We start from the raw sequence: 23,592 nt of genomic DNA, 5'->3' as shown, positions 1-23,592 counted from the left end.
ACGGCTTCACTCGACCGGCACCCGTCCTGGACGGCGGCGCTGAATCGGGTGCTGTTGCTTGAGCAGAGCCTGACGCTGCTGCAGCTGGTCCCGCTCGCGCAGGTACTGGATATCCCGGGCCTGGTTCAGCAACGCCACCAGCGGCGCCTGGGTATCGATCACCATCAGCTCGAACACCGCCTGCAACTGCTCGAACAGGCACGCCATTTCCGCGGCGGTGTAGAGCCCGGCATCGCACTTCAGGCCGAGGTAGATGCCCTGTGGCGCATTGACGAACTCGGCCACCAGGTCCAGCTCCGCCGCGGCCCTGCCGGCAGCCACCGGCTGCACGTCCAGGCCGTCGATCGACAACGGCTGATCCAGGCTCTCCTGGTAGATGAACTTGATGCTGAACAAGGGTGAGCGACCGGCGCGGCGGGCCACCCGCAGCGCCTCCACCAGGCGCTCGAAGGGCAGGTCCTGGTGATCCGAGGCACCGATCACCGTGCTCCGTGTCACCTGCAACAAGTCGCTCACGCTCTGCTGTTCTTCGACACTTATCTGCAACACCAGTTGGTTAACGAAGAAGCCCACCAGATCTTCAACGCCAGCGTGATTGCGGTTGGCGATATCGGTGCCCAGACGCACCCGCGAACTGTCGCTACGCTGCCCCACCACCAGGGCAAAACCTGCCAGCAGCAGCATGTACAACGTCACCCCCTGGGCACTGGCAAAGGCCCGTAGCGCCTCGCTCTGAGCCGCCGAAAAATGAAACTCGTGGAGATCGCACAAGGGTGACGGCGCCTGCCCTGGCTGCACCGTGGCGCTGGCGGGCAAGCGCGTGAGGTGATGGTCATCGCCCAGCACATCACGCCAGTAATCGAGCTGACGCTGCAGTTCACCGCCTTCGAGCCATTGCCGCTGCCAGACCGCGAAGTCCACGTACTGCAGGGCCGGCTCCGGCAACGGGCAGGCCGTGGCGGTCCGATGGGCGTGATACAGGCTTACGAACTCGGTCGGCAGAATGCCGAACGACCAATGGTCAGCGACGATGTGGTGCAGGGTCATGAGCAGCAAGTGCCGTTGCGGCGCCAACCGCAGCAGTTGCACCCGCATCGGCGGCCCGGCGATCAGGTCGAAGGGCTCCGCGGCCTGTTGCTGCAACTGCCGCTGAGCCATGGCCTCGCGCTCGGACGCTGGCAAGGCGCACAGGTCATCGAACACGAACCACAGCGGCAGGTGGCGATGGACATGCTGCCAACTCTCGCCCTCGACCTCGCTGTAGGTGGTACGCAATACCGAATGGCGCTGCATCAGCGACTCGAAGGCTTGCCGCACCGCCTCGATGTCCAGCTCGCCGTGCAGCTCCAGGGCCCGGGCAATGTTGTACATCGAGCTCTGCGGCTCCAGTTGCCAGAGGAACCACAAGCGCTGCTGGGCAAAGGACAACGGCTGTGGCCGCGAGTCATCCACCCGCTGCAGCGCCGGGGCTGGGGCCGGCGCATCGGCGGCGTCCAGTGCGGCGACAAAGGCCTGCAGGTCCGCTGCATCGAACAGGGTGCGCAGCGCGGCCTGCAAGCCCAGTTCATGCCGCACCCGGCTGATGACCTGGGTGGCCAGCAACGAGTGCCCGCCCAGGGCGAAGAAGTTGTCCTGCAAGCCGACTCGTTCAACCTCCAGCACGCTCTGCCAGATCGCCGCCACCTGCTGCTGCAGTTTGCTGTGCGGGGCCACATAGGCTTGTTGCAAGGCACTCAAGTCCGGCTTGGGCAGAGCCTTGCGGTCCAGCTTGCCGTTGGGGTTGAGGGGCAGGCGCGGCAACAGCAGCACGTGGCTGGGCAACATGTAATCCGGCAGCTTTTCCTTGAGACCGGCTTTGATCAGCGCGCAACGCTGGGCCTGTGCCTGAGCATCGCCCAGGCCGTCGTCGGTATCCCCAGGCAACGCAGCGGGCACCACATAGGCCACCAGTTGCATGCCGTTGTTGGCCGGCACGGCCAGCACCACCGCCTCACGCACATCGGGGCGAGCCAGCAGGCGCGCCTCGATCTCCCCCAGCTCGATGCGGTAGCCGCGGATCTTCACCTGATGGTCGATGCGCCCCAGGTATTCGAGCGCCCCCTGGGGGTTGTAGCGCGCCAGGTCGCCGCTGCGATACAGACGCGCGCCGGGCTGGCTGGCAAAGGGGTCGGGAATAAAGCGCTCGGCGGTCAGCCCGGGGCGATCGAAATAGCCTTGGGCCAGGCTCGACGCGGAACCGATGCACAGCTCCCCGGCGGCGCCTTCGGGCAGCAGATTGAGGTCGCCGTCGATGATCCGCAGGGCGCGGCCGATGACCGGCTGGCCGATCGGGATGCCGTAGACCTCGCTGGCATCCTGTTCCCGGCAGTCGTGGACACTGGAGACCACGGTGGCCTCGGTGGGGCCGTAGGTGTTGACCAGGCGCACCGCCCCCAACCCGGCGGCATGCCACAGGCGCAAGCCCTCCACCGACATCGCCTCGCCGCCGACATGCACCTGGCGCAGGCGCCCCAGGCTGCCGATACCGTCGGCCATGCACTGCTTGGCCAGCAAGTGCCAGTAAGCCGCCGGAAGGTCGGCCAGGGTCACGCCCTGGCTGACGATCACCGCCGCCAGTTGCTCGACGGCCCAGGGCTCGTCGCCGCGCATCACCAGGGCTGCGCCGAGGCACAGGGCCGGGTAACACTGCTCGACGAAACCGTCGAAGCTGAAGGTGGCAAATTGCAGCACCTTGTCGGTGGCGGTGAGCGCCGAATAATCCGCCGCCGCCTCGCAGAAGGCCGACAAGGCCCGGTGATCGATGGCCACGCCCTTGGGCACACCGGTGGAGCCCGAGGTGTAGATCACATAGGCCAGGTCGTGCGCGCTGGCGCGGTTCTGCGGGTCGGTGCTGGAGCACTGGCTCAGGCGTGGCGCCAGGCTCGGCAGATCCCAGTGCAGCACGCTGTCGGGCAGCAGGTTCGCGGTCCACGAGCCGGTATCGCTGAGCAGCAGGCTCAGGCGGCTGTCGGCGATCATGAACGCCAGACGCTCCTGCGGGTATTGCGGGTCCAGGGGCACATAGGCCGCGCCGCTCTTGAGCACCGCCAGCAGACTGACGATCAGTTGCGGGCCGCGCTTGAGCGCCAGGCCGACCCGATCCCCCGGGCCTATCCCCTGGGCTTGCAGGCAATGGGCCAAGCGGTTGGCCTGGGCGTTCAGCTGGCCATAGTCCAGTTGCTCGCCATCGACCACCAGCGCCAGCGCCTCGGGCGTGGCCGCCGCCTGCGCGGCGATCCGCTGGTGCACCAGCGGCGCCTGGGCGTGCACCACCTCGGCCAGTTGGCTGTGCTGCAGCAAGTCCTGGCGCGCCTGTTCGCTCAACAACTGCAAGCCCCCAAGGGCCGCGTCGGGATCGGCCATGAACTGTTCCAGCAAATGCCGCAGCTGGGCACACAAGCCCTGGACCTGATCGGCACTGAAACGACTGCGCTCATAGCTGAAGTCCAGGCTCAACTGCTCGCCCAACTCGATGCCCAGGGTCAGCGGGTAGCTGGTCTGTTCGTGGTTGGCCAGGCCGGAGAATTGCAGCCCGGCCGGAGCCCCCTCCTTGAGGGCCTGGGCCACGGGGAAGTTCTCGAACACCAGCAGGCTGTCGAACAACGGCGTGCCCTGGTGCCCGGCCCAGCCCTGGACCTCGTAGAGCGGCACGTGCTCGTGCTCGCGCAGGCTCAGGTTGAGCTCCTGCATCTGCCCCAGCCATTGCCCCACGCTCAGTTCCGAACGGGGCTGGCAAATGATCGGCAAGGTGTTGATGAACAGCCCCAACTGCTGCTCGATACCCGGCAGCGGCGCCGAACGCCCTGCCACGGTGGCCCCGAAGATCACGCACTGCTGCGCGCAGTAACGCTGCAGCAGCAACGCCCAGGCGGCTTGCAGCACGGTGTTGAGGGTGACTTTCTGCTGCCGGGCGAAACGCCCCAGGCGTTGTGTCAGGGCGACGTCGAAGCCGTCCAGGTGCTGTCCGTGACCGCTGCCCGAGGCCGGCCGGCGAACTCCGTCGGCCAGCAGGGTCGGTGCTTCCATGGCCTGCAGGCGCTGGCTCCAGAACTGTTGCGCGGCCTGGGCCGGTTGTTCCTGCAACCAGCCCAGGTAGTCGCGATAGCGGCCTTGGGGCGCCGGCAAGCGAGCACCGCCATACAACTGGATCACTTCGGCCAGCAGGCTGGCATTGCTCCAGCCATCGAGCAGCAGGTGGTGGCAGGTGTAGATCAGGTGCCAGTGGTTGTCGGCGATGGGCACCAGCAGCAGGCGCAGCAAGGGCGCCCGGTCCAGCTCGAACCCCCGGGAGCGCTCTTGCGCGGCCAGCAGGTCGAGATCCGCCGGGGCCGATGCCAGTACCTGCAACGGCACCTTGACCTGGCTCCTGACCAACTGATGGGCGCTGTCCAGCCCTTCCCAGTGCACGCTGCTGCGCAGGATCGGGTGACGATCCAGGGCGCTCTGCCAGGCCTCGGCGAAGCGCTGCGGGTCAAGGCCCTGGATGTCCAGACGCAGCTGGTTGATGTAGGCCTGTTCCTGGGGCTCGTAGAGGGTATGGAACAGCATGCCCTGCTGCATCGGCGTCAGCGGATACAGGTCCTCGATGGCGGCCGCCGGCACCGGCAGCGCGTCGAGCTGTGGCTGGGAGATGCGTGCCAGCGGGAAGTCCGAAGGCGTGGCCTGGGGCTGCTGCTGGCCGCAGCAGTGCTCGATCAGCAGGCGCAGCTCGGCGAGGTAGTCATCGGCCAGCCGCTGGATGCTGGCGTCGCTGAACATTTCCTGGCTGTAGCCCCACTGTAGGGCCAGTTCGCCGCCATAGACCTGGCCTTCCAGAGTCAGCCAGTTGGCCAGGGGAGCCTGTGGGTCCTGGGCCTGCCCGCTGCTCTGGCTGGCCGGCGTCCACAACGCCTGCTCATCGAACTGGCGATCGAACTGACCCAGGTAGTTGAAGGTGACCCTAGGCTGGGGCAACGACGCCAGGGCCTGACGCTGGGCCGGGCTGCCCAGGTAGCGCAGCAAGCCGTAGCCCAGGCCCTTGCCGGGGATCGCGCGCAGTTGTTCCTTGATGCCCTTGATCGCCACCCCGGCCTGCTCCGCCGGCTGCAAGCGCAGCGGGTACAGGCTGGTGAACCAGCCCAGGGTGCGGGTCAGGTCCAGATCGTCGAACAGGTCCTCGCGGCCATGCCCTTCCAACTGGATCAGCGCCGACGCCTGCCCGGTCCAGCGGCACAGTACGCGAGCCAGGGCGGTCAACAGCAGGTCGTTGACCTGGGTCCGATAGGCGCTCGCGGCCTGTTGCAACAGTTGCTGGGTCAAGCCGGTCGGCAATCGCGACTCGATCTTGCGCCCATGCCGGTTCTGCAAACCGCCCGCGGGGTTGTCGCAGGGCAGATCGACCGCCCCGGTGTGTTGTGCCAGCCAGTAGGGCAGCTCGGCCTCGCGCTGCGGCGCATGTGCCTGCAAGCGCCGGGCCCAGGCCTGATAGGCGCTGGTCTTGGGCGGCAGTTGCACCGTCTGGGCTTGCGCCAACTGCCGGTAGGCCTGCTGCAAATCCTCCAGCAGCACCCGCCAGGACACCCCATCCACCACCAGGTGGTGGATCACCAGCAACAGTTGCTGGCGACCGGCCTCGCGCTGCACCAGGACCGCGCGCACCAGCGGGCCGGCTTGCAGGTCCAGGCTGCGCTGGGCCTCGTCGCACAACGCCGCCAGGGCCTGGTCATGTTCCGCCCGGCACTGCCACAGGTCGAAGTGGCTGGCAGGCTCGGCATAGGCCTGCTGCCAGCCCTGCCCCGTGCCGACGAAGCGCAGGCGCAAGGCATCGTGATGATTGACCAGCTGCAACAGCGCCGCCTGCAACAGCGCTGGCTGCAAGGGCTGGCGCGGATCGAGCAGCAACGACTGGTTCCAGTGCCCCCGCCGGGGCACTTCCTGGTCCAGGAACCAATGCTGTACCGGGGTCAAGGGCACCTCGCCGGTCACTGGCCCCTGGTCGATCCGCGGCTGATCGTCGGGGACCGCGACCTGGGCCAGGCTGCGCACGCTCTGGTACTGGAACAGGTCCCGGGGAGCCAGGCGAATCCCGGCCTGACGGGCGCGACTGACCACCTGGATCGAGATGATCGAATCACCGCCAAGCTCGAAAAAGTTATCGTCCAGACCTACCTGAGCGAGCCCCAGCACATCGCACCAGATGCCCGCCAGGGCCTTCTGCATGACGCTTTCCGGGGCCACGTAGGCCAGTTGCGGCGCCGCCTCGGGCAGCGGCAAGGCCTTGCGGTCGAGCTTGCCGTTGGCGGTCACCGGCAGGCGATCCAGGGCCAGCAGGTGGTGGGGCACCATGTACTCCGGCAGGCTGCTGGCCAGCCAGGCCTTGAGTTCGTCGGTCCACCCCTGGACCTGGGCCTGGGCGCCCTCTTTCAACACCAGATACGCCACCAGGTGCTTGGCGTTCTGCACCAGCACCACAGCCTCGCGCACGCTCGGGTGCTGCATCAGCCGGGCTTCGATTTCACCCAGCTCGATGCGCAGGCCGCGCAGCTTGACCTGGTGATCCAGGCGGCCCAGGTATTCGATCACGCCATCGGCCCGCTGACGCACCCGGTCGCCGGTGCGATACAGCCGCGCGCCCTGGTGGAAGGGGCAAGGGACAAAGCGCTCGGCGGTCAGGGCCGGGCGCCGGTGATAACAGCGAGCCAACCCGAGGCCGCCCAGATAGAGCTCACCGGCCACACCCGCCGGTACCGGTTGTAACTGGGCATCCAGCACATGGGTGCGCAGGTTGGCGATCGGCCGGCCGATCGGCACGCTGCTTGCGCCTTCGTCGACACAGGTCCAGTGGGTGACGTCGATTGCCGCCTCGGTCGGGCCGTAGAGGTTGTACAGGCCCGCGCCCGGCAAGCGGGCGAAGACCTGCTGCTGGGCCTCCAGGGGCAAGGCCTCGCCACTGCAGACGATGCGTTTAAGGCCGGTGCAGGCCGACACGCCCTGCTCATGGATGAAGGCCTGGAGCATCGAGGGCACAAAGTGCAGGGTGCTGATGCCGTGGTCGATGATGGTGTCGATCAGGCGCGCCGGCTCGCGGTGAGCCCCCGGGGCCGCGACCACCAGCCGGGCACCGGTCATCAGCGGCCAGAACAATTCCCAGACCGAGACGTCGAAGCTGAACGGGGTTTTCTGCAGCACCGCGTCACTGGCGTCCAGGCCATAGGCCTGCTGCATCCAGCACAGACGGTTGACCAGCGCCGCGTGGCTGTTGCCCGCGCCCTTGGGCTTGCCGGTGGAACCCGAGGTGTAGATCACATAGGCCAGGTTCAGCGGGTCGACCAGCGGCTCCAGCGGGCCGCTGTCATAGGCCAGCAGCGCGTCCTGATCCTGGTCCAGAAGGATGACCTTGGGCGCCTCTGCAGCGGCTTGGAAATCCAGCAGAGGCAGCAGCGAACGCTGGCTCAGCAAGAGGCGGATGCCGCTGTCCTCGATCATGTAGGCCAAGCGGTCCCGGGGGTATTCCGGGTCCAGGGGCACGTAGGCGCCACCGGCCTTGTGGATCGCCAGCAGGCCCACGACCATTTCGATGGAGCGCTCGATGCAGATGCCCACCAGTACATCCGCCGCCACACCCTGCTCACGCAGCAGGCGGGCCAGCCGGTTGGCCCGGGCATCCAGTTCGGCGTAGCTCAGTTGCTGCTCGCCGAACACCAAGGCGCAGGCCTCGGGGGTACGCCGGACCTGAGCGGCGATCAGTTGCGGCATGCTCAACCCGGTGGGGTAAGCCTGCGCCGTAGCGTTCCAGTCGTGCACCAGGGTCTGGCGCTCTTGGCCATCGAGCATCGGCAACTCGCCGATGCGCTGCTCGGCATCCTCCAGCATGCCTTGCAGCAGCGCGGTCCAATGCCGCGCCATGCGCGCGATGGTGCCGGCGTCAAACAGGTCTTCGGCGTAGGTCAGGGCGGCATGCAGCGTGCCGGACTTCTCGTAGGTGTCCAGGGTCAGGTCGAACTGGGTGGTGCGACTCTGCCACTGCACCAGGCCCAGCTCCAGGCCGGACGCCGTCCGGACCGTGCTGATATCCGCCACCTGGGGCTGGTGGTTGTACATCACCTGGAATAGAGGTGTGTGGCTCAGGTTGCGCTCCAGCTTGAGTGCCTCAACCAGTTGCTCGAACGGCAGGTCCTGATGAGCCTGGGCACCCAGCGCCGCCTCTTTGACGGCCTGCAGCAGCTCGCTGACCCGGGTCTGGCCGGTGAGCTGGGTGCGCAGCACCTGGGTGTTGACGAAAAAGCCGATCAGCCCTTCGACTTCGGCACGGTTGCGGTTGGCAATGGGCACGCCGACGCGGATATCGTCCTGGCCGGTGTAGCGGTGCAGCAGCACATTGAAGGCGCCGAGCAACAGCATGAACAGGGTGACGTTGTGCTGCCTGGCCAAGGTCCGCAGCTGTTCGGCCAGCTCCGGCGCCACGGCAAACTCGTAGCGGGTGCCGCGGTAACTGGGCATCGCCGGGCGCGGATGATCGAGGGGCAGCTCCAGCACGGGATGCTCGTCGCCCAACTGCGCCTGCCAGTACTCCAGTTGCCGCGCCTGCTCCCCCGCCTCCAGCCAGCGGCGCTGCCACAGGGCGTAGTCGCTGTACTGGATCGGCAACGGCGGCAGTTGCGGCGCTTCGCCCCGCTCGAAGGCGTCGTAGCAATGGATGAACTCGTCGATCAGCAGGTTCATCGACCAGCCGTCGGAGACGATGTGGTGCAGGGTCAGCAGCAGCACATGCTCCTGCGCATCGAGTTGCAGCAGCTTGACCCGCAGCAGCGGGCCGCGGTCCAGGTCGAACGGCAGCAGCGACTGGCGCTGGGCTTCGGCCGCCACCGCCTGCTCCCGTGCCGTGGCATCGATGCTGCTCAGGTCGAGAAACGCCACCGACAGGGATTCCGTCGCCGGCGCCTGTTCCAGGCGGTCGTCAGCCTGCTGCTTGAATACCGTGCGCAGGGTTTCGTGGCGCGCCACCAGGGCGGCGAACGCCTGCTCCAGCGCCTGACGATTCAGCGCCCCTGTCAGGCGTACCGCCCCCGGCAGGTTGTAGGCGCCGCTCTGTGGGTCCAGCTGCCAAAGCAACCACATGCGCCGCTGCGCGTAGGACAGTTCCTGGCGGTCTTCGACGGCCACCCCGGCAGGGATTGGAAACAACGAAAAGTCGATGTTTTCCGCCCGCAGACTATCGAGGAACAACCGGCGCTTCTCCAGCGGCAGCTCGATAAATCGGCGTGCGAGTTTCAGGGACTTTTCAGCGTTCATCGGCGGTTCATCCGTACATGTTGGGTATCGAGCGTTGGCTCGGCTATCCCTACGAAACGGATGGGCCTGGGGAAAAATTAACCATGTGCGTCGCACTGGCGGCAGCGTCCTGCCAGGTAAATTCAAGCGCTTGCAGCTCGTCAAATCAGGACCTTCTCCTTAACAAGGTCGCGATCATGTCCTCAGCCACTTCCCTGGCCAGCTCACTGGCCAACGGCTTGCGCAAGCTGGTCGGTGCCGGCGCCCAACAACCCCGGGGCTACCGGCTGATCAACGTCGAACTCAAGCAACGCCTCGACCTCAGCCCCTCCATGACCCGCCTGGTGTTCGGCGGCGAGGACATCGCCCAGGCCCGCACCCTGGCGCCGGACCAGCGCATCAAGCTGCTGTTTCCCGGGGCCGACGGCACGCCGCCGCAATTGCCGGTGGAGGGCGACTGGCAAGCCGCCCGGCGCCGGTTGCCGGCCGAGCGGCAACCGCCGATGCGCACCTACACCATTCGTGCCTTGCGCCTGCAGCCCGCGGAGCTGGATGTGGATTTCGTGCTGCACGGGGTCAACGGGCCGGCCTCCGCCTGGGCCAGCCACGCCCGGCCCGGCGATCGCCTGCAGATGGTGGTGCCGAACAAGGCCTACAGCGGCGACCCCGGTGGTTATGAGTGGCTGCCGCCGGCCGGGATTAGCAAGGTGCTGTTGATGGGCGATGAAACCGCGCTGCCGGCCATCGCCGGGATTCTCGAAGAGCTGCAGGACTATCCGGACTACCCGGATGTGCAGGTGTTCATCGAGGTGCCCCATGAGAGCGATTGCATCGACCTGCACTGTCATCCCCAGACCCGGCTCAGTTGGCTGCCCCGGGACGTGCTGGGGGCGCAACATGGCGAACCCCTGATCCACGCCGCCCGGGAACTGGCCGAGCTGCCGCCGGCCAGCGCTGGACGCCGGCCACTCAAGGTGGCCGAAGGCGACGTTGAACAACGCCTCTGGGAAAGCGCCAGTCCAGCGGACAACCGCTTCTACGCCTGGGTGGCCGGGGAGTCGGCCACGGTGATGAGCATCCGCCGCCACCTGATCAACGAGCGCGGCCAGGAACGTCGCAACCTGACCCTGATGGGCTACTGGCGCCTGGGCAGTTCCCTGGGTTGAGCCCGTGCCGGTAGCCGCTGCCGCGCCCGCGAAGCGGCGCAAAGGCCCGCCGGGCCTTGCCTGGCGGGCAACCGTCAACTCCGCTGCGCGGCGGTTCCCTGTGTTCCGGCGGGCCGTTCGCGGCCTGCGCCGGCGCTGCAACCGGGCGCGCCTTCAGACAACCACGGTCGCCGGTTGCAGGCGGCGGCGCTGCCCCTCAAGGTGGCCCTTGATCAGGCTCAGCACCTTGGCTTCGTGCTCGTGAATGAAGAAGTGCCCGCCCGCGAGCATGTCCACCGAAAAGCCGCCATGGGTTTCCTTGCTCCAGCCGATCAGTTGTTCGCTGGTGGCGCGGTCGGTCGTGCCCCCCAGCACGTGCACCGGGCAATTGAGCAACGGGCGCTGCAGCGGGCGAAAACGGCCGCACAGCAGGAAGTCGGCCCGCAGGATCGGCAGGGTCAGGCTCATCAATTCCTGGTTGGCCAGTACCTCTTCGCTGGTGCCATTGAGGGTGCGCAGTTGTTCGATCAATTGCTCATCGCTCTTGGGCTCGGCAAAGCCCCGGTCGTATTCGCTGCGCAAGGTCGGCGCCGCCGTCCCTGAGGCGAACAGCGCCACCGGTTCCGGACAGCCCAGGGCGCGCAGGGCGTGGGCCAGTTCGCAGGCCAGCAAGGCCCCCAGGCTGTGGCCGAACAGGGCGTAGGGCGCGCGCAACGTGCTCTGGATTTCCCGGGCAAGCTGCATCGCCAGCACCCGCATGTCGGTGTGCAGGGGTTCGGTGTAACGGGCGCCGCGCCCGGGCAGTTCCACGGGTGTCAGGTGCAGCCATTGGGGCAGCTTGCGCCGCCAGCGGCTGTAGACCATGGCGCTGGCGCCGGAGTACGGCAGGCACAGCAGGTTCAACTGGGTCACGGTTTGTCCCTCGACAGATGATCTGTTAGGAACAACGCGGCACGGGGCGGACAAATTAGTCCGACGGTCGCTTCAGCGCAGGCGTCGATAACTTTGCAGCGCCGCCCCCAGCACCACCGCGCCGCCGGCCAGGGCCAGCCAGAAGCCGCTGCGGGCGCCGAAATGGTCCACCAGCGCACCGGAACCGGCGGCCCCCAGGGCCACGCCGATGCTCAGGCCGGTAACCAGCCAGGTCAGGCCCTCGGTGAGCTTGGCTGGCGGCACGATGCGCTCCACCAGAGCCATGGCGACGATCAGGGTCGGGGAGAAAAACAGCCCGGCGACGAACACCGCCAGGGACAGGCCGAGGATGTTGCTCGCCCACAGCAGCGGCAAGGTGGTCAGGGCCGTGGCGATGCCGCCATACATGAACAATCGGGGCAAGGGCGTGGCCAGTTTCAGCGCGCCGAAGGCGATGCCCGCCAGGCACGAGCCGATGGCGTAAACCGAAAGCACGATGCTCGCCGCCGCCGGTTGTCCCTGCTGCTGGGCGAAGGCCACGCTGACCACGTCCACCACGCCGACGATGGTGCCCATGGCCGTCATCAGCAGCATCAGCAAGCGGATTTCCCCGGAACGGATGATCGAGCCGCCCGGCCCCTGCTCGTGGGGATGCACGGGGGGCTCGGTGCTTTTTTGCATGACGAACACGCCAACCCCCAGGGCCAGCGTCAACAGCGCGCCCAGCGGTCCGGCCTCGGGAAACAGGCCCACGCACAGCCCCACCGACAACGGCGGACCGATGATGAAGCAGACTTCATCGAGCACCGATTCCAGGGCGTAGGCGGTCTGCAATTGCGGCTGGCCGCGGTACAGCTCGGTCCAGCGGGCACGGACCATGGCCGACATGCTGGGCATGCAGCCGGCCACGGCGGCGCAGATGAACAGGGTCCAGTGCGGCGCCTGCAAACGGGTGCACAGCAACAGGGCCAGCAATGCCCCGCCCCCCAGGCCCGCCGCCAGGGGCAAGACCCGGCCCTGGCCGTAGCGGTCCACCAGCCGCGAAACCTGGGGCGCGCAGAACGCCGTGGCCAGGGCGAAGGTCGCCGCCACCGAGCCGGCCAGGGCGTAGCCGCCGTGCAACTGGGCGAGCATGGTGATCAGGCCGATGCCGGTCATGGAGATCGGCATGCGCGCCAACATTCCGGCCAGGACGAACGCCCGGCTGCCGGGGGCCTTGAACAATTCGCGATAGGGGTTTGCCATTTACAACGACTCCTTGGGGGTTGCAACTTGCCACAAAGTGCTCGCGCAGTAGAAACACATACGCCTCGTATGTTAAAAAGCATGGGAACATACGCCGCGTATGTCAATCCACCCCTTGCTGGAGAACTGTGTTCATGAGCAGCCGCCCTCGCGCCGAGATGATCGAAGAAACCCGCGCCAAGCTGATCGCCAGCGCGCGCCAGGCCTTTGCCCGGCTGGGCTATGCCAGGACCTCGATGGACGACCTGACCGCCGAGGCCGGGCTGACCCGGGGCGCGCTGTATCACCATTTCGGTGACAAGCAGGGGCTGCTGGCGGCGGTGGTGGAGCAGATCGACAGTGAAATGGATGAGCGCCTTGAGGCCATCTCCGCCGCGACCGACGACCTGTGGCACGGCTTTGCCGAGCGCTGCCGGGCCTACCTGGAGATGGCCCAGGAAACGGAGATCCAGCGCATCGTCCTGCAGGATGCCCGGGCAGTGCTGGGGGAACGGCGGCCGGCCCAGGAGCATTGCATCGACTCCCTGAGCCAACGCTTGCAGGCCCTGAGCGCCGCCGGGCTGATCGAACCCGCACCGAGCCATGCCCTGGCGCGCCTGATCAGCGGCAGCCTGGTGGACGCGGCGCTGTGGATTGCCGCCGCCGAGCCCGGCGAGCAACGCCTGCAAGCCTCCCTGCAGGGCCTTGAACTGCTGCTGCGCGGGCTGCGGCCGGGGCACTGAACGGAGCTCGCAGCCGATGCGGATCGGCACTGCGCCGCTTCTCGAACGGCGCTTGAATGGCGACAAGAGCCTCTGGCAACCTTGCACCCGGCCCGGGCGCCGACCGCGGCCCCTGCCCCTTGTGCCTGACTGCCACGGAATTCGCCCCATGCCCGACTCCTCCATCGTCGCCGTGATGATCCACGCCAGCGACTGGCGCGCCGCCACCGCGTGGTACGCCCAGGCCTTTCCCCGGGCCCGGCGGGTGGTGCACGAGCCGGATGATTTCGGCCATTTGCAGCTCGATGGCCTGTCCCTGGAAATCGTCCCCAGCGACGCCAAGGTCGGCCAGGGCCCGGCGGGCACGGTGGTGTATTGGCACGTCAGCGACCTGCCCGGCGAGGTGCAGCGCCTGACCGCCCTGGGCGCGCGCCTGTATCGCGGGCCGATGGTCATCGAAGGCGGCGAATGGATCTGCCAGGTGCAGGATCCCTGGGGCAACTGCATGGGCCTGCGCCAACCAGCGTCCCTCGTCTGAGGCGACATTTACCGGCACACTGAGCGGCTTTTCGCCTCACTCCCAAGGACAACGGCATGCACCAAGCACTGCTGATCATCGACGTACAACCCTGCTTCAACCCACCGCCCTGGCTGGTGGAGGGCATCAACCGCCTGCTCGGGCGCATGCCCTCGGTAGCCACGGTGGAACGCCATGACGAAAGCCGCACGCCCTTCGCCCGGCAACTGGGCTGGCAACCGGCGGCGGACGACCAAAGCCTGGTGGCCGCCGACAAGGTCTTCATCAAGCACGGTTACGGACCGACGACGGAGATTCTCGATTACCTGAAAAGCCTAAATCCCGAGCGGGTGCTGGTGTGCCGCATCCAGACCGACACTTGCGTGCTGGCGGCGGGTTTTGCCCTGTTCGATGTCGGATTGCAGCCAACCCTGCTGACCGACCTGACGGTGGGGTCGTCCCTGGACCGCAGCGGCGGCCTGGGCATCGAGCTGTGGCGGCATCACTTCAAGCACCTGATCCGCAGTAGCGAGCTGTAGGAGATGGCTGGCCGGCGAAGGCGATCTGGCGGGCTCCTTCGCTGGCAAGCCAGCTCCTACGGGCGAAGGCGATCCATGCCGATGTCGGCGAACGCTGTACGGCAGGCAGGACGACGCTAGAATCCGCACCTCGATTCCGCTACTCCCGAGGTACCGGCATGAGCCTGGAACTGCACCTTGAAGCCGATCAGCGCCTGACCACGGCGCTGCTCGGGCGTTTGCTGGAAAACCTTCCGGGCACCGAGCAGGCCCCCGTGCCCGGCGGCATTCAGGCAACCTATGCGTCCGGCCTGAGCCTGCGCAGCGACGATTCGCAACGGGAGCGCGAAATCCATGCCGAGGACCGCAGGGGCTGCGACTTCAGCGTCGGTCTGCGTGTCTATCTACGCATCAAGGGCCCCGAAGCCGCAGGCCACAGTTCCCTGGATGAAATCCGCCGTCTGCTGCAAAACATTGCCGAGAGCTGCGAGGCGATGTTCCTCCTCTCGTTCCAGTACGAATCCACCCTGTACTGGCGTGACGCTGCCGGGCTGCATGAAGCCTGAAACCCGAACACCATCACGACTGAGGCCCCGCCGATGAAAAAACTTGTCGCCCTGCTTGCCCTGTTGTCCAGCAACCTCGCCCTCGGCGCCGCGTTCAGCGATTCGCCCGAAGCGCTGGTCCGGCAGTTCATCGCCGACTATCAACAGTGGAGCGACAGGGCCAGTGCACGCCAAGCTGAAAACGTGCCCTTGGAATCGATGGATCTGGCGCAGCAGGAGTACGCCCGGTTGCTGACCAAGTTCTGCCTGCCGGGCTTTCAGGGCCAGCCCATTGCCTTCAGCTCCCCGGCCAGCCACGGCACGGCGTATGAGCAGATCCTCTCCAGCAGCCGAACCGCGGATCGCGCGCTAGTGAAAACCCGGGCGATCAGCCCCGGCGAGGGCTTCGCCGCCGATTACCACTATCACCTGATCTTCAGCGGCCAGCGCTGGTACCTCAGCGAGGTGTTCTACGTCGACGAGGACGGCCAGTACGAGTCGCTCTAGATCACCCGTAACCGTTTTGAGCTAGGGTGTTTCAAGCCAGCGAACCCCGGAGCCACCATGCCCAGCTCAGCCTCCCTGCATCAGGTCTCTACCCCCAGCCTGCTCCTTGCCTATGAAGAACACGGCCCGGCCAACGCCGAACCGGTGATCCTGCTCCATGGCTTTCCCTACGACGTGCGGGCCTACGACGAGATCGCCCCGCCGCTGGCCGAGCGCGGCTATCGGGTCATCGTTCCCTACCTGCGGGGCTACGGCCCGACGCGCTTTGTCAGCGAGCAGGTGATGCGTTCCGGGCAGCAGGCCGCCCTGGCCCGGGACCTGCTGGAGCTGATGGATGCACTGCAGTTGCCCCGGGTCACTCTCGCTGGCTACGACTGGGGCGGTCGCGCCGCCTGCATCGTCGCCGCCCTGTGGCCGCAGCGGGTCAAGGGCCTGATGAGCGCCGACGGCTACAACATCCAGGACATCCCCGGGGCCTGCGAACCCAGGGCGCCAGAGACCGAGCACCGGCTGTGGTACCAGTACTACTTCAACACCCAGCGCGGGGTGGGCGGCCTGACGGCCAACCGCCGGGAATTCTGCGAGCTGTTGTGGCGCCTGTGGTCGCCAACCTGGAAACAAGGGCCGGGGCTCTATGGCCTGAGCGCGCCCTCCTTCGACAACCCGGACTTTGTCGAAGTGGTGATCCATTCCTACCGCCATCGCTTCGGCTACGTACCCGGCGACCCCAGCCTGGAAAGCATCGAGCAGGCGTTGCAGGCACAACCGCCGATCCAGGTGCCGACCATTGCCCTCTGTGGCGCCGATGACGGGGTCGGCCCGGCCACCGAGCCAGACCCCGATATCGGCCTGTTCAGCGGGCCCTATCAGCGCAGGATCCTGCCCGGCGTCGGCCATAACCTGCCCCAGGAAGCCCCGCAAGCCACCTTCGACGCGCTGCTGGAGTTGCTCCAGAACGCCTGAGAAGAGCAGCAGGCTGCACGCCATGCCGGGGAAAAATCGGTACACTTCGCGCCTTTGATCCCCCACAGGACATGGAATGTTACCCGCCGCGACTTCTCCCCGCCCCGGCCTGCGCCGGGCCCTGGTGCTCTGGCTCTACGCCGCCGGCGCCGGCCATTTGCTGGCCGGGCTGCTGCTGACCTGGGCCGGCCACAGCGGCCTGCTCAACGATTACCTGGGCGGCATCGAGCAGGCCTTCTGGGGCACCGCCGCGCCAGCGCCGGCCCGGGCCCAGCAGATCTGGTGGCTGGGCCTGTTCGGCGCCACCCTGCAAAGCTATTCGCTGTACCTGCTGGGCCTGGTGCACCTGGGTAACCGCCTGCGGGCGCCGGCGGCCTGGGCCTGGCTGATGGCCGGAATCCTGCTGTGGGCGCCCCAGGACATGTGGCTGTCGTGGCAGATGAACATGACCGCGCACCTGTGGATCGACAGCTTCGCCCTCTTGGTGCTGCTGCCGCCGCTGCTGTGGCTGCAGCGCCACGACTCCCGCCCTTCCCGTCTTCCCTCGTAAAAGGACTTCACCATCGTGGCTGATTTGCCAATCCTGCAGTGGGCCATCGCCCTGTTGCTCGCCCAGGGCGTGCTCGGCGCCCTGGATACGATCTACCATCACGAACTCACCGTGGCCCTGCCGCAACGCCACGGCGCGCGCAAGGAGCTGGCGATCCATGCCCTGCGCTCGTGCTTCTACGGCGTGCTGTTCATGGGCATCGCCAACCTGGCGTTCCAGGGCATCTGGGCGCTGGTGATCGCCGTGCTGTTCGCCCTGGAAATCGGCCTGACCCTGTGGGACTTCGTGGTCGAGGACCGCAGCCGCAAGCTGCCGGCCATCGAACGCATCATGCACACCGTGCTGGCGATCAATGCCGGGGCGTTCTTCGCCCTGTACGGCCTGCAACTGCTGGAGTGGTCGCGCCTGCCCAGCGCCTTGAACCCCATCGACCTGGGCTGGCAAGGCTGGGCCCTGAGCCTGTTCGCCGTCGGTGTGACGGCCTCGGGAATTCGGGACGGCCTGGCGGCGTTGCGCCTGCAACGCCAGGGCCAGGGCGCCAATCCCTTTGCCGGTGGCCGTGGCAAACGGGTGCTGGTCACCGGTGGCACCGGCTTTATCGGTGAAACCCTGGTCAACCAACTGCTGGATGCCGGGCACACGGTCAGCGTGCTGGCCCGCGATCCGCTGCGCGCCGCCTACCTGTTCGACGGTCGTGCCCGTTGCCTGCGCTCGTTGAGCAAGCTGGGCCATGGCGAGGCCTTCGACGTGATCATCAACCTGGCCGGCGCCCCGGTGGCCGGGCCGCGCTGGTCGGCCAAGCGCCAGGCGCAACTGCTGGCCAGCCGGGTCGGCACCACCGAGGCCCTGCTCAACTGGCTGCAACACGCCCAGCACAAGCCGGAGCTGTGGATTCAGGCTTCGGCCATCGGCTTCTACGGGGTGCGCGATGCCAGCCAGAGCCTGGATGAAAACGCCGAGCGCGGCGAAGGCTTCATGGCCGACTTGTGTGCGCGCTGGGAATCCTCGGCGGAACCGGCGACGCGCTTCGGCGTGCGCCAGGTGGTGCTGCGCTTAGGCATCGTGTTCGGCCCCGGCGGCGCCCTGAAACCCCTGCTGCTGCCCTTCCATTTCGGCTTTGGCGGACGCATGGGCGATGGCCGGCAGATCATGAGCTGGGTGCACCGCGACGACGTGTTGCAGGTGATGGCCCGGGCGATCAACGACCCGTCGCTGTCCGGCACCTACAACATGGTGGCGCCGGAAGCGGTGAGCCAGGGCGACTTTGCCGCCACCGTCGGCAAGGTGCTCAAGCGTCCGGTGTGGCTGCATGTGCCGGCCGCGCCGGTGCGGGCCCTGGCCGGGGAAATGGCCGAGCTGTTCTTTGACGGCCAGAAGGTGGTGCCCGCGCGCCTGCTGCAGGCCGGCTACCGCTTCCGTTACCCGACCCTGGATGCCGCCCTGCGCGACCTGACCTGAGCTGAGGAATGCCCATGAGCAAGCCCCTGTTGTACCTGCTGGCGGGCAATGGCAGCGCCGCCGACTGGTGGGACGATGCCCTGCCGCACTTTCAGCGTTATCAGGTGCAGCCGCTGGAACTGCCGGGGTTTGGCGACAATCCGCTGCCTCCTTGCAATGACCTCGGTGAATACGCCGAGGCCTTGCTGGGCATGACGGCGCCGGGCAACGCGATTGTCGCGGTGGGGGTCAGCGCACTGATCGTGCTGCACGCCTTGCAACGCCGCCCCGGGCATTTCTCGCGCAGTGTGCTGCTGTCGCCGGTGGGGGCCTTTCTCTGGCAACGGCGCTTGCCGGCGCTGATGTCGCCGCTGCCGGCGCGCCTGCTGATTCATGGCTTGCTCAGCCATAAGCCGACCCTGTTCGCTGGCAAGTTCTCGCGCCAGCCGTGGAGCCAGGAGCAGTACCGGCGCATGGGCTCGGGCTACGCCCGCTGCCGGGCGTTCGTGCCGCTGTGGGAGCAACTGCGGGCCGACACCGCGCTGCCGTTGCTGGAGTGGATCAAGGACCCGGTGCAGCTGGTCTGGGGTGATCAGGACCGGCTGCTGGGGATGGCCCAGGCCGCGGCCTGGTCGGCGATCCTGGCCCGGGCCGATCTGCGGGTCAGCCTCAAGCCGGGCTGGGGCCATTACCCGTGGATCGATGCGCCGGCCGAGTTCGTCGCCTGGCTGGAGTCCGGCGACAGCGGTTTTGTCGCCCTCACCAAGGGCGGCCGCCTGCGTCTGGCGGAACTGGCCGGCCAGCCGGTACCCAGCGCCCTGTCTCTGGACAGCGCCCAGGATCCGCGTCTGCCGGCCCTGCTCGCCAGCCAGCCCGCGGCGCTGTGGGCGGTGCGCTCCTCCAGCTACGGCGAGGACCAGGCCGATTCGGCCAATGCCGGTTTGAGCACCACCTACCTGCGGGTGGCCAGCGCGGACGTGCCTGCGCGGATCAGCCAACTGCGCGACGCCGGGGTCGAGGAAGTGGTGGTGCAGCGTTTTATCCAGCCGACGTTGTCGGGGATCGCCTTCGTCCGTCATCTCGCGGTGGAACTGGAGTGGGTCGAAGGCCATCTGGAAAGCCTTGCCGACGGCCAGGTCAGCCCGCAGCGGGCGATTCTTTCGCGCCTGGGCCCGGCCTGGGAAAGCGGCGCTTTCGCCAGCACCCAGGGCCTGGACGCCAAGGCCCTGTGGGATTTCCTGCAAGGGGTACTCAAGACCTTCCACTACGTGCCCGGCGATGTCGAATGGGCCTGGGACGGCCAGCAACTGTGGCTGCTGCAATACCGCCCGATCAGCGACTACGGCTGGCGCCGGCACCTGACCGCGGCGAATATCGCCGAGATCCTGCCGCCCCAGCCCAGCCGTTTCGTCGAGTACGGCCAGCGCCGCGCGGCGCCGAGCATTCCGGCGATCATGGCGCGCTGGGACAGCCGGGTGCTGCAGGACAACGAGCCGTTCACCGCGCTGTTCGGCGGGGCGTCCTATATCAACAACGACCTGTTCCTGGCGCGGCTGGCCGATTGGGGCCTGCCCTCCTCCAGCTATGCCGGCGAAGTCGGCGGCGCCACCCCGGAGCTGCCCTTGCGCCCGCTGCGGCTGCTGCGCTCGCTGCCGCGCTTCCTGCGCATGCAGCACATCGCCCGCGGCCACTTGTTGACCCTGGAAGCGGGCCTGCGACGCTTCGACCGGGAGCTGGCGCAGTTGCAGGGCGCCGGGGCCGACGGCCAGCAGTTGGCGGACTGGTTCGCCCGCTTCTACGTGTTCGTGGTGCAAGGCAACCTGTGCATCGCCACCGCCCTGGCCAGCAGCGGCGGCGCGCTGCTGGGGCGCCCGCCCACGGCCTACGGCAACCTGGATAACAGCCCCCATCGCCTGCCCTGGGAAACCGACCCCGGCACCCCGCGCCCGGCGTGCACCGAGTTGCCGTTGCAGGCCTTCCCGCAGTGGAGCCCGGCCATCACCCTGGCCCACCGCCTGGGCTTGCCGGGCCTGCGCGGCTATTACCTGCAAGTACGCGAGTGGTATCGGGACAACCTGATGCGGATCTTTTTCCGCCTGCACCACGCCGTGCCCGAGGCTGATCGCGGCTACTGGTTCGCGCCCCATGAACAGCCGCGCAGCCGTGGCGGCAGCTTCTGGCAGGACGGCCGCGAAGGCCGCGAGCAGGCCGCGGGCTTCATGATCTATCCGGGGCAGGTCCAAGGCGTGCTGGGGGTCGATATCCTCCTGGAAGACACCCTCGATCCCGGGCGCCACGCTCACTACCAAGCGGCCCGGGCCGTGATCGCGCGCATGGGTGGGCGCCTGTCCCACGGCTCCACGCTACTGCGGGAACTGCGCAAGCCGTCGGCGGTGCTGCCTCAAGTGGACCCGGCCTGGGTCGGCCGCGAAGTGCTGTATAGCGACGGCCAGCTGAGCCTGGTCGAAGGTTGAACCCCGCGCCCCGGGCTCAAGTGCGCTCGGTGGCGGCGAAACGTTCGCGGTAGGCCTGGGGCGTCACCCCCAGGGCCCGCAGCAGGCTGCGGCGCAGGGTTTCTTCACTGCCAAAACCACATTGGGCGGCAATGCGTTTGATCGGCAGACCGGTGTCGGCCAGCAGGCGCCGCGCGGTTTCCACGCGGATCAGTTCGATGGCCCGGGCCGGGGTCTGGCCGGTGTCGGCGCGGTAGTGACGGACGAAGCTGCGCTCGCTCATGCCCGCCTGCTGGGCCAGGATCGGCAGCGTCAGTTCGCGGCTGAGATTCTCGGCGATCCAGGCGTGCAGCCCATCGAAACGCCCGCCAGTGTTTTGCAGCGACAGGGTCACGCTGAACTGCGACTGGCCGCCCGGGCGCTTGAGAAACACCACCAGTTGCCGGGCCACGTCCAGCGCCGCCTCGCGCCCCAGGTCGGCCTCCACCAGGGCCAGGGCCAGGTCGATGCCGGCGGTGACCCCGGCCGAGGTCCATACCGGACCATCGTTGATGAAGATCGGGTTGGGCTCCACCTGCAGTTGCGGGTATTGCTCGGCCAGTTGCTCGCAGCGGGTCCAGTGGGTGACCACCCGGCGCCCGTCCAGCCAGCCGCTGGCCGCCAGCAGAAAGGCCCCGGTGCAGACCGAGGCCACGCGCCGCGAAGTCGCCGCGCGCTGGGCGACCCAGGCCACCAGTTGCGGGTCCCGAGCCGCCTCGTAGACGCCCCAACCGCCGGCGAGGATCAAGGTGTCGCAGGCCACTTCCGGCGCCGGCAGGGCCTCGGCCAGCAGCGCCAGCCCCGATGAACTCAGGGTCGCCCCGCCCGGGCTGGCGATCACCCGCGGGTGGTAGGGCATGGGCAGGCCCAGGCCACGGGCCCGGTCATTGGCCGAGGCGAACACCTGCAAGGGGCCGGTGACATCCAGCAACTGGTGATGGGCGAAAGCCAGGACAAAGACGTTTTTCGGCGCAGTGGGCATGATTGGCGTAAATCGAGGGCTGGTTGGCGAATACGCCAAAGCCTAGAGCGCTAGAGTCAGGCCGTCCACTTCATCGACACAAGGAACAGGCCATGGCGTTACAGATAGGTTTTCTGTTGTTTCCACAGGTCCAGCAGCTGGACCTGACCGGTCCCCACGACGTGCTGGCCTCGCTGCCGGATGTGCAGGTGCATCTGCTCTGGAAGGAGCCGGGGCCAGTGGTGGCCAGCTCCGGGCTGGTGCTGCAGGCCACCACCGGCTTTGCCGACTGCCCGCCGCTGGATGTGCTGTGCATCCCCGGTGGCGCCGGTGTTGGAGCGCTGATGGAAGATTCGCAAACCCTGGAATTCATCCGCCAGCAGGCGGCCCGAGCGCGCTACCTGACTTCGGTGTGCACTGGCTCCCTGGTGCTCGGCGCCGCCGGCCTGCTGCAGGGCAAGCGCGCCACCACCCACTGGGCCTACCACGAACTGCTGGCGCTGCTGGGGGCGACCCCGGTGCGTGAACGGGTGGTGCGCGACGGCAACCTGCTGACCGGCGGCGGCATCACCGCCGGCATCGACTTCGCCCTGACCCTGGCCGCCGAACTGTTCGACGCCGCCACCGCGCAGTTGGTGCAGCTGCAACTGGAATACGCCCCGGCGCCGCCGTTCGAGGCCGGCAGCCCGGACACCGCGCCGGCCAGCGTGGTGCAGTTGGCCCGCCAGCGCACCACGGATTCGCTGCACCAGCGCCGGGAAATCACCCTGCGCGCGGCGGCGCGGCTGTCGGCTGGCTGAGCCTTCAGGCACGGCGCACCGAACCCTGGCGGGCATTGCCGAGCAACTGGGTAATGGCGCCATCGCCATAGGTGCGCTCGACCCTGGAGATCACCACCTGATAACCGGCGTACCAGCGCCGGTACTGGCGCTTGGCCTCGATGTGCCTGGGGTGGCTGGCGAAGGCCTGGATCGAGGCTTCGTCCTCCCAGTAGTAGCTGGCGTTGATCAGCCCCTGATCGGCGCTGGTCCAGGATTGGGCGCCGACGAAGCCCGGCAGGCTGATAGCAATTTCATCGATCAACGCGCTGAGGCGCAGGAACTCCTCGTCGCGCTGGCCCGGCTGGTAGATAAAGGCGGCGATGTACATGGGCAAACTCCTTTGGGTGATAAATCAGACCGGGCGTACCAGCAGCGCCAACCGCAAGGCCAGGGCCAGCAGCACCGCCGCCAGCAGCCAGGATTGCCAGCGGGCCAGCCGCGAATCGCTGCCGGGCAAGCCACGGCGCAGGGCCGCCCCGAAGATCCCCAGGCTGGTATGGAAGACCCCGCTGACCAGGGTCAGCAACAAGCCCAGGACCACCAGTTGCACAGCCATGCTGCCGCGCTCGGGGCGCACGAACTGCGGCAGGAAGACCATGAAGAACAGCAGCGCCTTGGGGTTCAGCAGGCTGTTGCACAAAGCCCGGACAAACACCGTGGACAGCGGCACCCGGACAGCATCGACGAGGTTCAAGGCGCCATTACCCGCCAGGGCCTTCCAGGCCAGCCACAGCAGGTAGGCGACCCCGGCATAGCGGATCAGCTCGAACGCTGGCGGCCAACTGGCCACCACGGCGGTAACGCCCGTGGCCGTGAGCAGGGTCAGGCCGATATCCGCCGCGCCAATCCCCAACCCCGACGCCACCCCACCGCGCCAGCCGTAGGCCACGCCATGGCTGATGACAAACGCCATGTTCGGACCCGGCGACAGCAGCAACAGCAGCACCGCGCCCAGGAAGATCGACAGGGTGGAAAAGTCCGGCATCTGCG

The 23,592-nt window shown here is 67.5% G+C and carries 17 protein-coding genes; 11 read left to right on the top strand and 6 right to left on the bottom strand.

Translation table 11 applies throughout. The annotated features are described in order from the left end of the window. Nucleotides 1-6: 6 nt before the first annotated feature. Entirely contained in the window at nt 7-9,309 is a 9,303-nt protein-coding gene (locus GGI48_RS25370; RefSeq protein WP_179600567.1) for a non-ribosomal peptide synthetase, read from the bottom strand. Nucleotides 9,310-9,485: 176 nt separating this feature from the next. On the opposite strand from GGI48_RS25370, the gene GGI48_RS25365 reads away from it, so the two are divergent. Continuing rightward, entirely contained in the window at nt 9,486-10,454 is a 969-nt protein-coding gene (locus tag GGI48_RS25365) for a siderophore-interacting protein (RefSeq protein ID WP_179600565.1), read from the top strand. A gap of 153 nt (nt 10,455-10,607) precedes the next feature. Here GGI48_RS25365 and GGI48_RS25360 read toward each other — a convergent pair whose 3' ends face one another. Together GGI48_RS25360 and GGI48_RS25355 are read right to left on the bottom strand one after the other, a co-directional pair. Beyond that, nucleotides 10,608-11,297 carry a thioesterase II family protein gene (locus GGI48_RS25360; RefSeq protein ID WP_260620680.1) on the bottom strand — a complete coding sequence of 230 codons (690 nt, stop codon included), beginning with the start codon at nt 11,295-11,297 and terminating at the stop codon, nt 10,608-10,610. A gap of 120 nt (nt 11,298-11,417) precedes the next feature. Further along, entirely contained in the window at nt 11,418-12,590 is a 1,173-nt protein-coding gene (locus GGI48_RS25355) for an MFS transporter (protein WP_103739370.1), read from the bottom strand. Between the two features lie 134 nt (nt 12,591-12,724). Here GGI48_RS25355 and GGI48_RS25350 point away from each other — a divergent pair, with 134 nt between their 5' ends. From GGI48_RS25350 to GGI48_RS25310, 9 genes are all read left to right on the top strand, one after another. After that, nucleotides 12,725-13,312: a TetR/AcrR family transcriptional regulator gene (locus GGI48_RS25350; RefSeq protein ID WP_179600561.1), complete on the top strand. Its 588-nt coding sequence runs from the start codon at nt 12,725-12,727 to the stop codon at nt 13,310-13,312. Between the two features lie 148 nt (nt 13,313-13,460). Further along, nucleotides 13,461-13,829, top strand: coding sequence for a VOC family protein (locus GGI48_RS25345; RefSeq protein ID WP_179600559.1), 369 nt, complete (start codon nt 13,461-13,463; stop codon nt 13,827-13,829). A gap of 56 nt (nt 13,830-13,885) precedes the next feature. Then, nucleotides 13,886-14,347 (top strand): isochorismatase family protein, encoded by a 462-nt coding sequence (locus GGI48_RS25340; protein WP_179600557.1) that lies wholly within the window; start codon nt 13,886-13,888, stop codon nt 14,345-14,347. A 158-nt stretch (nt 14,348-14,505) separates the two neighbouring features. Beyond that, nucleotides 14,506-14,892 carry a hypothetical protein gene (locus GGI48_RS25335; RefSeq protein WP_179600555.1) on the top strand — a complete coding sequence of 129 codons (387 nt, stop codon included), beginning with the start codon at nt 14,506-14,508 and terminating at the stop codon, nt 14,890-14,892. Between the two features lie 33 nt (nt 14,893-14,925). After that, on the top strand, nt 14,926-15,378 hold the full coding sequence (locus GGI48_RS25330) for a hypothetical protein (RefSeq protein ID WP_179600553.1): 453 nt from the start codon (nt 14,926-14,928) through the stop codon (nt 15,376-15,378). A 57-nt stretch (nt 15,379-15,435) separates the two neighbouring features. Continuing rightward, complete coding sequence (locus GGI48_RS25325) at nt 15,436-16,341, top strand: alpha/beta fold hydrolase (protein WP_179600551.1); 906 nt, start codon at nt 15,436-15,438, stop codon at nt 16,339-16,341. Nucleotides 16,342-16,417: 76 nt separating this feature from the next. Then, nucleotides 16,418-16,891 (top strand): hypothetical protein, encoded by a 474-nt coding sequence (locus GGI48_RS25320; protein ID WP_179600549.1) that lies wholly within the window; start codon nt 16,418-16,420, stop codon nt 16,889-16,891. Nucleotides 16,892-16,906: 15 nt separating this feature from the next. Beyond that, nucleotides 16,907-18,349: a TIGR01777 family oxidoreductase gene (locus GGI48_RS25315; RefSeq protein WP_179600547.1), complete on the top strand. Its 1,443-nt coding sequence runs from the start codon at nt 16,907-16,909 to the stop codon at nt 18,347-18,349. A 14-nt stretch (nt 18,350-18,363) separates the two neighbouring features. Further along, nucleotides 18,364-20,802 (top strand): alpha/beta fold hydrolase, encoded by a 2,439-nt coding sequence (locus tag GGI48_RS25310; RefSeq protein WP_179600545.1) that lies wholly within the window; start codon nt 18,364-18,366, stop codon nt 20,800-20,802. A 16-nt stretch (nt 20,803-20,818) separates the two neighbouring features. On the opposite strand, the gene GGI48_RS25305 is transcribed toward GGI48_RS25310, so the two are convergent. Next, a complete protein-coding gene (locus tag GGI48_RS25305) occupies nt 20,819-21,802 on the bottom strand; it encodes a GlxA family transcriptional regulator (protein ID WP_179600543.1) in 984 nt (327 codons plus the stop codon). 92 nt (nt 21,803-21,894) lie between these two features. Here GGI48_RS25305 and inhA point away from each other — a divergent pair, with 92 nt between their 5' ends. Further along, complete coding sequence (gene inhA, locus GGI48_RS25300) at nt 21,895-22,581, top strand: isonitrile hydratase (protein WP_179600541.1); 687 nt, start codon at nt 21,895-21,897, stop codon at nt 22,579-22,581. 4 nt (nt 22,582-22,585) lie between these two features. Here the strand turns inward: inhA and GGI48_RS25295 are convergent, their stop codons facing one another. Together GGI48_RS25295 and GGI48_RS25290 are read right to left on the bottom strand one after the other, a co-directional pair. After that, nucleotides 22,586-22,930, bottom strand: a complete 345-nt coding sequence (locus tag GGI48_RS25295; protein ID WP_179600539.1) for an antibiotic biosynthesis monooxygenase — start codon at nt 22,928-22,930, stop codon at nt 22,586-22,588. 24 nt (nt 22,931-22,954) lie between these two features. After that, nucleotides 22,955-23,587 (bottom strand): LysE family translocator, encoded by a 633-nt coding sequence (locus GGI48_RS25290; RefSeq protein ID WP_016964507.1) that lies wholly within the window; start codon nt 23,585-23,587, stop codon nt 22,955-22,957. Nucleotides 23,588-23,592 lie beyond the last annotated feature (5 nt).

The sequence above is a fragment of the Pseudomonas protegens genome, from assembly GCF_013407925.2.
Classification (GTDB): Bacteria; Pseudomonadota; Gammaproteobacteria; order Pseudomonadales; family Pseudomonadaceae; genus Aquipseudomonas; species Aquipseudomonas fluorescens_AP.
The sequence above is the reverse complement of the archived record's forward strand: the minus strand, read 5'-3'. Positions and strand labels throughout refer to the sequence as shown.